At 70.2% G+C, this 12,570-nt stretch carries 13 protein-coding genes; 8 read left to right on the forward strand and 5 right to left on the reverse strand.

Annotated features, from left to right (window positions below):
* Window positions 1–20 precede the first annotated feature (20 nt).
* From ACWCPM_RS18375 to ACWCPM_RS18400, 6 genes are all read left to right on the forward strand, one after another.
* Window positions 21–929: a LysR family transcriptional regulator gene (locus ACWCPM_RS18375; RefSeq protein ID WP_450977233.1), complete on the forward strand. Its 909-nt coding sequence runs from the start codon at window positions 21–23 to the stop codon at window positions 927–929.
* A gap of 133 nt (window positions 930–1,062) precedes the next feature.
* A complete protein-coding gene (locus ACWCPM_RS18380) occupies window positions 1,063–2,223 on the forward strand; it encodes a CaiB/BaiF CoA transferase family protein (RefSeq protein WP_450977234.1) in 1,161 nt (386 codons plus the stop codon).
* A gap of 26 nt (window positions 2,224–2,249) precedes the next feature.
* Complete coding sequence (locus tag ACWCPM_RS18385; RefSeq protein ID WP_450977235.1) at window positions 2,250–3,017, forward strand: crotonase/enoyl-CoA hydratase family protein; 768 nt, start codon at window positions 2,250–2,252, stop codon at window positions 3,015–3,017.
* A gap of 1 nt (window position 3,018) precedes the next feature.
* Window positions 3,019–3,765 (forward strand): acetoacetate decarboxylase, encoded by a 747-nt coding sequence (locus ACWCPM_RS18390; protein WP_450977236.1) that lies wholly within the window; start codon window positions 3,019–3,021, stop codon window positions 3,763–3,765.
* The gene (locus tag ACWCPM_RS18395) at window positions 3,762–4,733 is read left to right on the forward strand and encodes a 3-hydroxyacyl-CoA dehydrogenase NAD-binding domain-containing protein (RefSeq protein ID WP_450977237.1); all 972 of its coding nucleotides are present in this window, start codon (window positions 3,762–3,764) and stop codon (window positions 4,731–4,733) included. Before ACWCPM_RS18390 ends, ACWCPM_RS18395 begins: the two co-directional genes overlap by 4 nt.
* 1 nt (window position 4,734) lies before the next feature.
* Entirely contained in the window at window positions 4,735–5,937 is a 1,203-nt protein-coding gene (locus ACWCPM_RS18400; RefSeq protein ID WP_450977238.1) for an acyl-CoA dehydrogenase family protein, read from the forward strand.
* Between the two features lie 94 nt (window positions 5,938–6,031).
* On the opposite strand, the gene ACWCPM_RS18405 is transcribed toward ACWCPM_RS18400, so the two are convergent.
* Both ACWCPM_RS18405 and ACWCPM_RS18410 read right to left on the reverse strand, forming a co-directional pair.
* Window positions 6,032–6,640 (reverse strand): DJ-1/PfpI family protein, encoded by a 609-nt coding sequence (locus ACWCPM_RS18405; protein WP_450977239.1) that lies wholly within the window; start codon window positions 6,638–6,640, stop codon window positions 6,032–6,034.
* A gap of 122 nt (window positions 6,641–6,762) precedes the next feature.
* Window positions 6,763–7,164 carry a tautomerase family protein gene (locus tag ACWCPM_RS18410; RefSeq protein ID WP_450977240.1) on the reverse strand — a complete coding sequence of 134 codons (402 nt, stop codon included), beginning with the start codon at window positions 7,162–7,164 and terminating at the stop codon, window positions 6,763–6,765.
* Between the two features lie 264 nt (window positions 7,165–7,428).
* Between ACWCPM_RS18410 and ACWCPM_RS18415 the strand changes: the two genes are divergently transcribed.
* Complete coding sequence (locus tag ACWCPM_RS18415; RefSeq protein WP_450977241.1) at window positions 7,429–8,319, forward strand: alpha/beta hydrolase; 891 nt, start codon at window positions 7,429–7,431, stop codon at window positions 8,317–8,319.
* 30 nt (window positions 8,320–8,349) lie between these two features.
* On the opposite strand, the gene ACWCPM_RS18420 is transcribed toward ACWCPM_RS18415, so the two are convergent.
* On the reverse strand, window positions 8,350–9,015 hold the full coding sequence (locus ACWCPM_RS18420) for a CBS domain-containing protein (RefSeq protein WP_450977242.1): 666 nt from the start codon (window positions 9,013–9,015) through the stop codon (window positions 8,350–8,352).
* Window positions 9,016–9,291: 276 nt separating this feature from the next.
* On the opposite strand from ACWCPM_RS18420, the gene ACWCPM_RS18425 reads away from it, so the two are divergent.
* Window positions 9,292–9,516: a hypothetical protein gene (locus ACWCPM_RS18425; protein WP_450977243.1), complete on the forward strand. Its 225-nt coding sequence runs from the start codon at window positions 9,292–9,294 to the stop codon at window positions 9,514–9,516.
* A gap of 126 nt (window positions 9,517–9,642) precedes the next feature.
* Here ACWCPM_RS18425 and ACWCPM_RS18430 read toward each other — a convergent pair whose 3' ends face one another.
* Both ACWCPM_RS18430 and ACWCPM_RS18435 read right to left on the reverse strand, forming a co-directional pair.
* Window positions 9,643–10,344 carry a YoaK family protein gene (locus tag ACWCPM_RS18430; protein WP_450977244.1) on the reverse strand — a complete coding sequence of 234 codons (702 nt, stop codon included), beginning with the start codon at window positions 10,342–10,344 and terminating at the stop codon, window positions 9,643–9,645.
* A 51-nt stretch (window positions 10,345–10,395) separates the two neighbouring features.
* Entirely contained in the window at window positions 10,396–12,492 is a 2,097-nt protein-coding gene (locus ACWCPM_RS18435) for a SpoIIE family protein phosphatase (RefSeq protein ID WP_450977245.1), read from the reverse strand.
* Between the last annotated feature and the right edge of the window lie 78 nt (window positions 12,493–12,570).

Here is a 12,570-nt window from a genome sequence, read left to right on the forward strand (position 1 = left end):
CAGACGGTTAACCTGACGATGTGGAACTGCTCCATTTGCGCTATTTCGTGGCGGTTGCGGAGGAACTGAACTTCTCGGCTGCGGCCCGGAGAATGCACATGGCCACTTCGCCCTTGAGTCAACGGATAAGGGACCTGGAGCGGGAACTCGACCACCGACTGTTCGAACGCGACACCCACAGTGTGGCGCTCACGCCCGCCGGGGAGGCACTGCTTCCCCTCGCGCGGGAGGTGCTGGACCAGATGAACGCCATACCGTGCCGGCTGCGCGAGGTGGCCCGGCCGGCGCGCAGCAGCATGTTCGTGGGAGTGCCCACCGGGTTGCATCCGAGGCTGCGGGATCTGGTCAACGTGCTCGCCGAGCGCGTCGCGGAGGATTGCGAGCTGCTGCGCTGGCCCGGTACCTCCAAGGCGCTGATCACCGGGGTGGGCGAGAGGCGGCTCGCCCTCGCCCTCGCGCGGCCACCGGTCGGGGATCCCGCGCTGGACATGCTGACCGTGATGACGGAACGGCTCGGGGTGGTGGTGCCGGCCGACCGGTTCGCGGGGCGGGAGCGCGTTTCGCTGGACGAACTGGGTGACCTCTCCCTCGTCGTCGCACCCCATGAGATCAGATCAGCCTATTTCGACCAGCTGGACCGGGAAATGTTCGAGCGGGGCATCAAGAAACGCATCAAGCTGACGGACGCCGGTTACGGCGGAATCGCGGAAATAGTCTCCAGCGGAATGGCCTTCTATTTCGCCATACTCAATCCCGACAGCCCCATGCACGGCTATGCGGTCGAGAACACGGCGGTCCTTCCGTTCACCGATTTCGAAGCTGAACTGGAGACCGCCCTCGTCTGGCGCCGCGACCGCGCTTCGGGCGGCGACCTGGAAGAACTCGTCGAAGCGGCCCGCACGGTCTTTGCCGAACCCCTTCACATCTGATGTCCCGGCACGCCCCGAATCCGGTGTGACCGCTGTGGTCACACCGGCGTTAGTGAAACGATAATTCCGTTGCCGCCGCGTCGCCATTAACGTCGTTGTCATCACCGGGCAAGGCGACGAAAGGAAGCGAACAATGGCGGCGAACCTGACCACCGGACCTCTTGAGGGCGTGCGGGTGATCGACCTTTCCACCGTGGTCATGGGCCCTTACGCGGCCCAGATCCTCGGGGACCTGGGTGCCGACGTCATCAAGATCGAGTCACCGGGGGACGGCCTGCGCGTCGGGGAGTACCGGAACACGCCCGGTATGACGCCGCTCCACCTCAACGTCAACCGCAACAAGCGCAGCGTGGCCCTGGACCTGAAGGACGACGAGGGGCACGCGCAGGCCCTGCGGCTCATCCGGAGCGCCGATGTGCTCATCACCAACATGCGCCCCCGCGCGCTGGCCCGCCTGGGCCTGACGTACGACGACCTCGCGGCCGACAACCCGGGCCTCGTCTACGCGCACGCCGCCGGCTTCCGCGGCGACTCCGACCGGGCCGACGCCGCCGCCTACGACGAGACCGTGCAGGCCGCGTCAGGGCTGGTCGACATCGCCCACCGCGCGCTGGGTGAGCCCGTCTATCTGCCGACCATCCTCGCCGACAAGGTCTCCGGACTGACCATCCTCTACAGCGTGCTCGCCGCTCTGGTGCACCGGAACAACACCGGGCAGGGCCAGCAGGTGGAGATCCCGATGGCCGACACGCTGATCACGTTCAACCTGGTCGAGCACCTCGCGGGGCACACCTTCGAGCAGGCGACGGGACCCACGGGCTACGCCCGGTCGCTGTCGCCGCACCACAAGGCGCGGCGCACCAAGGACGGCATGGCCGCGGTGATCCCCTACAACCCGCAGAACTACCGTGACTTCTTCGCCGCCGCCGGCCGTCCCGACCTGGCCGCGGATCCGCGCGTCAACGGCCCGTCCCTCGACCTGGCCGACGTCGACGACCTGTCCGACCTGGTCGACGAGTGCGCGCCCGCGCTGACCACCGCCGAGTGGGCCGAGGTGTGCGTGAAGCACAGCATCCCGATCGGCCCCGTGCTGGAGCTGGACCACGCGCACGAGGACTCCTACGTCCGCGAGGGCCACCTGCTGGAGACGGTCGAGCACCCCACCGAGGGGCCGGTGCGCACGATCGGCATCCCGGTCAGGTTCTCGGCGACCCCCGGCTCGATCCGCCGCCTGGCCCCGGTTCCCGGACAGGACACCGCGGAGATCCTCGCCGAACTCGCCGCCGCCCGCTGAGCGCGCACAGCACCGCAGGAGAAGCGATGACCACCGATGACGTGCGTGTGCAGCGGGTCTGCTCGACCCTGCTGATCACGATCGACCGCCCGGAGGCCCGTAACGCGGTGAACGCGGCGGTCGCCGCCGGACTGGCCGCGGCGCTGGACGAACTGGAGGCCGACAGCGGGCTCCGTGCCGGTGTCCTGACCGGAGCCGGCGGCAGCTTCAGCGCCGGCATGGACCTCAAGGCCGCTCTGCGGGGCGAGTCGCCCTTGGTTCCGGGCCGTGGATTCGGCGGACTGACGGAGGCCGAGCGCGGTAAGCCGCTGATCGCGGCCGTGGAGGGCTTCGCCCTGGGCGGTGGCTTCGAACTCGCCCTCGGCTGCGACCTGATCGTCGCGGCCGAGGACGCGACGTTCGGTCTGCCCGAGGTCACACGCGGTCTGGTCGCCGCCGCGGGCGGCGTGATCCGGCTGCCCCGGCGCATCCCGTACCACCTGGCGATGGAGTTCCTGCTCACCGGTGAGCCCGTCAGCGGCTCCCGTGCCGGGGAACTGGGACTGGCCAACCGTGTCACACCGTCCGGGGAGGCGGTCGCCGTCGCCCTCGGGCTCGCCGAGCGGCTCGCGCACAACGCCCCGCTCGCGCTGGCCGCGGTGAAGAGGCTCGTACGGGCCGCCGACGGTGTCCCGGAGACCGCCGTCTTCCCCGCGCAGGTCGAGGAACAAGGCGCCTTGATGGCCTCGGCCGACGCGCGTGAGGGCATGACCGCCTTCACCGAGCGCCGCGCCCCTCGATGGACGGGGCGGTGACATGAGGATCGAGGACGTGCGGCGTCATGCCGCCACCCCGCTCGGCAGCCCCGCGTTTCCGCCCGTGGTCCCGTGGTTCATCGACCGCGAGTACCTCAACGTCGTCTACCGGACCGACCCCGACGCCCTGCGCGCGGTCGTCCCGGAGCCCCTGCGCGTCGAGGAGCCGCTGGTGCGGTTCGAGATCATGAAGATGAACGACGTCACCGGGTACGGCCCCTACACCGAGGGCGGCCAGGCGATCCAGGTCAGCTTCGAGGGCGAGCGGGGCGAGTACCTGCACGCGATGTACCTCGACAACTTCCCGGCGACCGCCGCCGGGCGCGAGGTCAGCGCCTATCCCAAGGTCATCGCCGCACCGAGTCTCTATGTCGACCACGGAGTGCTCGTCGGGACGCTGGACTACGGCACCCTGCGGGTCGCCACCGCCACCATGGGCTACAAGCACCACGCGCTCGACACGTGCGAGGCCGAGGCGCAGATCAGCGTGCCGACCTTCATGCTCAAGACCATCCCGGGCTACGACGGCGCCCCGCGCGTCCAGGAACTGGTCCGCACCGAGATCACCGACGTCGTGGTCAAGGCCGCGTACACGGGCCCCGCGCGACTGCAGCTGTTCCAGCACGTCCTCGCGCCGCTGGCCGACCTGCCCGTCCTGGAAGTCGTCTCCGCCAGCCACGTCCTCACCGACCTGACCCTCGCTCCGGTCAAGCCCGTCTTCGACTACCTCAAGGCCGACACACCATGACCCACCACTTCCGCACCGCCGCGGTGATCGGCGCGGGCACGATCGGACTGTCGTGGGCGGCGCTGTTCGCCGGTCACGGTCTGACCGTGCGCGTGAGTGACCCGCGCCCGGACCTCGACGAGGCGATCGCCACCGCGCTGGCCGAGTTCACGCCCCACCTGGCCGCGCTCGGCCTGAACGTCGAGGGACTGGCCGACCGGGTCGGTGTCGCGGCCGATGTCACCGAAGCCGTCCGCGACGCCGACGTCGTACAGGAGAGCGGCCCGGAGAACGTCGCGTTCAAGAAGGAACTGTTCGCCACGCTGGTCCGCGAAGCCCCGTCGCACGCGCTCCTGCTGAGCTCGTCCTCGGCGATCCCGGCCACGGACTTCACCGGGGAACTCGAGGACGCCGGCCGGATTCTGATCGGGCATCCGTTCAACCCGCCCCACGTGATCCCGCTCGTCGAGGTCGTGCCCGGGGAACGCACAGCACAGGACGCCGTCCAGGACGCCGTCGACTTCTACACCTTCGTCGGCCGCACCCCCGTCGTCGAACGCAAGGAGATCCCGGGCTTCGTCGGCAACAGGCTGCAGCACGCCATCAGCCGCGAGGCCACCTACCTCGTCCAGCAGGGCGTGGTCACTCCGGACGAACTGGACGAGGTGCTGACCACCTCGCTCGGTATCCGCTGGTCGACGGTGGGCCTCTTCCTCGGCCAGCACCTCGGCGGCGGCCCCGGAGGCTACCGCCACCTGGTCGGGCACCTCGGTGGATCGATGGGCCAACTGGACCCGGGACGGCCGGAGATGAGCGCCGAAGCCCGTGAACAGGTCATCGAGGCCGTGGAGAAGGCATACGGCTCCCGCACCTACGCGGAACTCGCCCAGGAGCGGGACCGCAGGCAACTGGCGGTGCTCTCCGCGCTGAACGGCACGACCGCCGACACCTCCAGGACCGTCAGGAACGTCAACACAAGGGACAACTGAGATGAGCACCACGACGATGCCGCTGGAGGACCAGCTGGCCGCCGACTTCTACGGCTACGAGTCACTGCTCGCGGACGAGGAACGCAAGATCCTGCTGAAGGCCCGCACCTTCATGCGCAACGAGATCAGGCCGCTCGTGGACGAGAGCTGGGCCAAGGGCGAACTCCCCGACGAACTGATCGACAGGTGCCGGGAGAGCGGTCTGTCCGCGCTGGCCTACGAAGGCTACGGGGAGCACCAGCCCGCGATCAGCCATCTGCTGGGCGGCATGCTGGCGATGGAACTCGCCCGCACCGACTCCTCGGTCGCCACGTTCTTCGGCGTCCACAACGGCCTCGCCTTCTACTCCGTCTACGCGGGCGGGAACCAGGAACAGCGGGACCGATGGCTGCCGCGGATGGCCACGATGGAGAAGATCGGCGCGTTCGCCCTCACCGAACCCCTGGGGGGCTCCGACGTCTCGGGCGGCATGCGGACCACCGCCCGGCGCGAGGGAGACACCTGGGTGCTCAACGGCGCCAAGAAGTGGATAGGCAACGCCACCTTCGCCGACTACGTCGTGGTGTGGGCACGCGACGTCGACGACAACCGTGTGAAGGGATTCGTCGTGGAGAAGGGTACGCCGGGCTTCCGCGCGGAGAAGATCGAGGGCAAGATCGCGTTGCGGATCGTGCAGAACGCCGAGATCACGCTGACGGACGTCCAGGTGCCCGAGGCGAACCGGTTGCAGAACATCCACTCGTTCCGGGACGTCGCCGAGATCCTGCGCTTCACCCGCGGCGGAGTCGCCTGGCAGTCGCTGGGTCTCATGATCGGCGCCTATGAACTGGCCCTGGACTACGCCAAGGAGCGCGTGGCGTTCGGCCGCCCGATCGCGAAGTTCCAGATGGTGCAGGACCTCCTCGTCAAGAGCCTGGGCAACATCACCGCGTCCTGGGGCATGCTGGTGCAGCTCGCGCGCCTGCAGGACGCCGGTGTCTTCCGGGACGAACACTCCTCGCTGGCCAAGGGGTTCGTCGCCTCACGGATGCGGGAGGTCGTCGCCTGGAGCCGCGAGATCTTCGGGGGCAACGGCATCCTGCTCGACTACGGCGTCGCCCGCTTCTTCGCCGACGCCGAGGCCCTCTACTCCTACGAGGGCACACGCGAGATGCAGACCCTCATCGTCGGCAAGTCGATCACCGGACAGAGCGCCTTCGTCTGAGAGCCGGTCGCTGTGCCGCGTCAGGCCCTCTCCCACAGCTCCAGCGACGCGCGGGGCTGCGGGAGAGGGCCTGACTGCGCCGACGGCGGTCCCGTCAGCGCAGTGCGGCCTCGCCCGCGTGGACGGCGTGCAGGGCGCGCTCGACGGTCTGCCGGTTCTCGCCCACCGGGGCGACGTAGTCGAGGACGGCGCGCGCGGCGTCGTCTCCGAGCGTGCGGGTGATCACCCAGGTGGCCAGGTACTGCGAGGCCAGGCAGCCACCGGCCGTGGCGATGTTGCCCTGGCTGTGGAAGGGCGTGTCCAGCACGGTGACGCCACGGGCCTCGACGAAGGGCCGGGTCTTGATGTCCGTGCAGGCGGGCATGGACTCCAGGAACCCGAGCCGGGCGAGCACCAGCGCACCCGAGCACTGGGCGCCGACGAGCTGGCGCGCGGGGTCGAGCCGCAGCCTGGCGACGAGCCGGTCGTCGGCGACCACGTCACGCGCCTTGACACCGCTGCCGATCAGCACCACGTCGGCCTCGGGGAGGAACTCCATCGGGCGCTGACCCGTCACCTCGACGCCGTTCATCGACGTGACCACCGGCGTCGGGGTGGTGATGAAGGCTTCCAGGCCGTCGCCGCGGCACCGGTTGATCAAGGCGGAAGCGATGAAACTGTCGAGTTCGTTGAACCCGTCGAAGGTGACCACGGCTACCTGCACCACAACTCCCTCGCATCCGTATGTCTCCGTCGACGAGCCTGACCCTTTCACTTGCAAAAAGCAAGAGGCTTTGCTGACTCCTGAGTCCTGGCTTCGGGTGAAGGGGCCCAGGTCGCGGCGGCTCACCAGGGCGGGGTCTCTCCGGCGAGCTGCAGTTCGCCCCTGCCGAAGGAGAAGTTCTCGTTCGGCACGGGGATCAGTGCGATGAAGACGTCGTCGGGGGAGACCTCGAGTGCTTCGACGGCCAGTTCGTTTATGGCCGCGGCCACCGCCCGTTTGTCGTCCAGGGGGCGGTGGGCCCCGAGGAGCAGGGTGATGATCATGGCGTCGCCGCTGCGCCGCATGCCCATGAACGTCGGATCCAGGGACAGCTCGCTCTCCCCGTGCTCGCTGATCATGATGAAACGGTCACCCTCGGGGATGCCCAGGGCCTGGACCAAGGACTGGTTGAGGGCGTCGGCGAGTGCGCGCTTCTGTTCCGGTGTGAAGCGGTCGGCCGGTATGTGGGCATGGAAGACAGGCATCGGATCGCTCCTCCCTCCGCGGCGGGTGTCGTGGGTGTCTGTCCACTCGGTACTGCGCGGCGCGCCCTGCGCCGGGACGGGAAATGGTGCTGTTCTTCCCAGTTCCTCGGTCGCGGTGAAAGATGCGTCGTGATGGTCTCCCCCGCGCGTTCTTAGAGGATTCCTCCGTTTTCTGCTCCTCTGCGCCTTCTGGGAGGATGGTGTGTGGCCTTCGCCTTCCCTTCCGCCGGGTCGAGCCCCGCCTTCTCCAGGAGGTTCTTCAGGATGGAACGCAAGGACGTCGAGTTCGGAGCCGACGGCGGTGTCACGCTCCGCGGTTGGCTCTTCCTGCCGGACGGACCGGGTCCGCATCCGGCGATCACCATGGCCCATGGATACGCGGGCGTCAGGGACCACGGGCTGGAGCCCTTCGCCCGCACCTTCGCCGGGAACGGGTTCGCCGTCCTGCTCCACGACCACCGCACCTTCGGAGCCAGCGACGGTGAGCCGCGGCAGGACGTGGACCCCTGGCAGCAGATCGCCGACTGGCGACGGGCCGTCTCCTGCCTGGAGAGCCGACCGGAGGTCGACGCCCGCCGCATCGGTCTGTGGGGCACCAGCTACGCCGGCGGCCACGCGATCGTGCTGGGCGCGACCGACCGCCGGCTGCGGGCCGTCGTCGCGCAGGTCCCGACGATCAGCGGCTACGAGCAGGGGCTGCGCCGCGTCGATCCCGATGCCCGCGCCGGCCTCGAGGAGTCCTTCGACGAGGACGAGCGGGCACGCTTCCGCGGTGAGGCCCCGCGCACGGTGGCCGTCGTCAGCGGTGATCCCGCGGTGCCGGCGTCGTACCGGTCGCGACAGGCCGTCGACTTCTATCTGCAGCCGATCCCCGAGGGCGTGTGGGAGAACAAGGTCACGGTCCGCTCGACCAGGGCGGCCCGGATGTACGAGCCGGGAATCTGGGTCACCAGGGTCTCGCCGACACCGCTGCTGATGCTGGTCGCTCTCGACGACACGGTCACTGTCACCGACCTGGCGCTCGCCGCCTACGAACGGGCGCTGGAACCGAAGCGGTTGCACCTGCTCGAGGGCGGCCACTTCGACCCGTACACCACCGAGTTCGACCAGGCGAGCGCCGCCGCCCTCGCCTGGTTCCGCGAACACCTCACATGACGGGCGAGCCCGCCGCTCGGACCGGCATGATCAGGCACGCAGCTGCGGCGCCTGGTCGGCGCCGGCCTCTCGCACGGGTCTGAACTCCACGGCCACCACGCCGTCGACGGCGCGGCACAGGTCCTCCAGTTCGGGGATCGCGAGTGGCGAGGAGAGCCGTCCGCTCAGGACGACGTGCCCGTGCGTCACGTCCACCTGGACCGCCGAGGGGGCCTGGCCCAGGGCTTTCACCAGGACCTCCTCGACGATCTCCGTACGGATCGCCTGGTCCTTCCGGAGGAAGACCCGCAGCAGATCGCTCCGGCTCACCACGCCGATCAGCCGCCGATCGTCGTCGACGACCAGGAGCCGCTTGATCCCGTGCCGGGCCATCACCCGGGCGGCCTCGACGACGCTCCAGTCCTCGCGCGCGCAGACGGCGGGCGAGGTCATGAGGCCCGCCGCGTCGGTGGCCAGGGCCTTGCTCTGCAGCAGGCGCGCGTCGGGAGAGTCCATGTCGTCGTCCTGTCCGCCCCATATCTTGTGCAGGAGGTCCGCCTCCGAGACCACTCCCACCGGAGAGTCCCGGTCGTCCACCACGGGCACCGCGGTGATGTCGTACTCCTGCAGCAGATGGGCGATCTCCTTGAACGGCGTTCCGCCCTGTACGCGCACGACGGCGTCGCTCATGAGGTCGCGGACCTTCAGGTGGTTCATCCGGTCCCGTCCTTCTTCCGGCCACCGGAGCGAGCGCCCCGTGGCCACTGGGTGATGCGTCCGACTTGCATATCTCCACTGTGCCGGACGCGCGGTCGACAGGCGACGAGAGCATTTGGGGCCTCGGCCTGGCCCCGGCGGTGCCGTTTACGGTGCCTGTTTTCGACGACGACGCGACACTTGCGGCATAGATCCCGGATTGTCGCACATCGTGTGTATATATTCACATCGTGTAGTCGAGCCAGGTGTCCAGCCTGGACAAGAAAGGGTTGTCACATGTTCCAGTTCAAGCGTGCCGCGGTCGTCGCCGTGGCGGTCGCGGGGCTCTCCACCTTCGGTGCCGGCGTCAGCTTCGCCGGTGAGGAGGAGGGCGCTCCCCCGGTCATCGCGGAGGCCCACTCGAAGGCCGACGCCACGGCCGTCGGTGGCGACTTCGTCATCCAGCCCGAGCAGGAGCACGAGGAGTACCACGGCGAGCACCACGGCGGCGAAGACGAGTGACGACGGGCTGAGGGCTCGTCCCCTCGGTGGCGCCCACGGCGCCGAACCCTCCGACGATCTCGGCCCCGCACGCACGCCCCCACAGGGCGCCACGCGCGGGGCCGGCGTCGGAGGACGCACGACAGCTCAAGGAGCCCGACCGCCCCGCGCGTGACGTCCTGACCGGCGCACGACCAGCAGAAGGGCCGCCGTGGCCAGCAGGGCGGCGATGCCCGGCGCCGCGAGGCGGGCCCACCGGACGGCCACGCCGCCGAGAGCGGCGCCGACCGGCATGCACACGATGACCAGGGCGACCTTTCCGTCGAACCTTCGGTTCCGCACCAGCTCCGCGATCACCCCGGTCATCGCTCCGGTCAGGTAGGAGGTGCTCGCCGTCCCGCTGGTCGCCACGCGGACCCCACCGCCCTGGCAGCCCATGGCCGCGGCGCCCGCCGCCAGCAGGACCGCCTGCTGGACGCTCCCCGGCCTGGCGTCCGCGACGATCCAGGCCACGGACACCGCCCAGAGGACCAGCGTCTCCACAGCCAGCGCGCCCTTCAGGCCGACCGGGTGACGGCGCAGCGAACCGAGGGCCACCCTGCTGCCGACGGCCGCCCCCGCCCAGTAGGCGAGGATCGCCACGGCCGCGAGCCGCGCGACGGCAGGCGCGCCGACGCCCCCGGCGAGACCCAGCAGGGCCAGATTCGCGGTCATCACACTGACGAAGACGCCCCCGAGAGCGAGATACCCGACGGCGTTGACACATCCGGCCGTCATGGTGAGCAGCGCCTGACCCGTGAGGTCCAGCCCAGGGCCCGGCGCGGGGTCGCGGGGCGTCTTCACCGGCATGCTCGGGCGCGCCCGGTCATGGCTCGTCCTCGGCGTCCGGCCGCGCGCACGCTAGGGCTCCACCAGTTGCTGCTCGGCCCAGATCGTCTTGCCGCTGTCCCCGTAGCGCGTGCCCCAGCGGCCCGCGAGGGAGGCGACGAGGAACAGTCCCCGTCCCCCTTCGTCCTGCAGCCGCGCATGCCTCAGGTGCGGCGCGGTGTCCGCGTCGTCGGACACCTCGATGGTCAGCGTCCGGTCGAGGATCAGCCGCAGCCGGATCGGTCCCTGGGCATGGGTGACGACGTTGGTCGTCAGTTCGCTGACGACCAGTTCCATCACCTCGGCCTGCTCGTCCAGCCCCCAGCCCGCCAGCCACTTCCGCGCCGCGCGCCGCGCCTCACCCACGGAGGCGGGCCGCGCGGGGAAGGTCCAGTACGCGATATGTCCGGGATCCAGGCGCCGGGTCCTGGCCACGAGGAGCGCCGCTCCGTCCTGCGGGATCGTGCGGAGCACCTTGTAGGCCGCCGAGTCGCAGATCTGCGCGGGGCGCTTCGCGACGTCCGCCACCGCCTCCCACAGTCTGCGCAGCCGGTCCCGCGCCTCAGCCGGGTGGCGGTCCGCGCTGCCGTCGGAGTACAGGGAGATCAGGCTGCCGACCCCGATGTCGGTGGTCGAGGACTCGTAGGGGGTCCCGCGCCCGAGCGCCGGACCGACCGGCACGTCGAGCCGGCTCACGACGCCCTCGGGGTTGGTGATCAGCGGGGTCGGGTGGCCCGCCGACGCCGCCGCGCACCGCTGGGTGACCGGGTCGTAGACCAGGTACGCGCAGGTGGCGCTGAAGGGGGCCCGCGCCTGGTGGAGCGTGACCGGGTCGTCGTCCTGTTCGCGGCCCAGCCGCTGGGCGGCGTCGTCGAGGTGCGCCAGCAGTTCGTCCGGGGGCAGGTCCATCTCGGCCAGCGTGGAGACCGCGGTACGCAGGCGGCCCATCGCGGCCGAGGCGTAGAGGTCCTCGCCGGGGACGTAGCCGATGACCAGGCCCACGCGGCAGCTGGAGAGGTCGAGGACGTCGTACCAGTGCGCCCCGTAGCGTCCGGGCACGTAGCAGTGCGCGGGGTCCACCGCCGTCACCTCGGGCGGGGTGCGCGGCAGCAGGCTCCGCTGCAGCGCCGTGTTGACCGTGCGCTCGCGCGTGAAGCGACGGGCGTTGTCGACGCACAGCGCGGTGCACGCCGTGAGCTGGCTCGCCAGCGACAGGTCCTCCTCGTCGAAGATCTCGGAACGGGACCCCTCCCGGTAGTAGCTGACCAGGCCGAGCAGCAGCCCGTGGACGGTGAGCGGCGCCACGATCAGCGAGTGCACACCCGCGCGCGTGAGGAACTCGGCCCGCAGCCGGTCGTGGTCCAGCCAGCTGTCGGCCGAGTGGACCGAGTCCACCAGCCGCGGACGCAGATCGGCGAGCGCCTGCGTGTAGGGCGTGGGGAACGCGAAGGAGCTGGCACTGCCCACGGGGTAGGCGCCGTACCCGCCGTCCTTGGCGCGGAACGCCGCCCGTCGCATCGGCAGCCGGGTGCTCACCGGACCGATCGGCGCGTCGCCGGTCAGAACCGATTCCAGCAGGTCGACCGCCACGGCGTCCGCGAAGCGGGGGACGGCCATGTCGGCGAGCTCCTGGGCGGTCCGCAGCGCGTCGAGGGAGGTGCCGATCTGGGACCGGGCGACGTTCAGGAGATCGAGTTCGTTCTGCTTGCGGACCGTTTCGGTGATGTCGTGGACGATGGCCGCCGCGCCGATCGCCCGGTCCTCGTCGCGCAGCAGGAAGCCGGTGACGGCGTACACGTGCCGGTGGTGGGGGTCGTCGCTCGGGCGGGCCGGGACCCGCTGGTCGAGCGCCGGCCGGCCGTCCCGCACGACCTGGCTCATGATCGGCCAGAGGGGGATGCCGGTGTCCAGGCTCCTCAACTCCGCGCCGAGCACCTTCTCCTCGGGCTGGCCCCGCATGGCCAGCGCCGCGGGGTTCGAACGCAGCACGCGCAGGTCCAGGTCGTACACCTCGAGACCCGCCCGGGCCTGCCGGAACAGGGCCACCTCGAAGATCTCGGCCGCGTCGGGCGCGTCGGTGCCGGTCATGGTGCGGCCCGACGAAGTCGTCGCGCATGAGGCATGATCCACCTCATTTCTCCTCGACATAGGCCAGTTAACCCGCCGACCACGCCGCCGCGCCACCGGGGCGCGCTCGCGGTGGCCTCG

Source organism: Streptomyces sp. NPDC002309 (assembly GCF_053593375.1).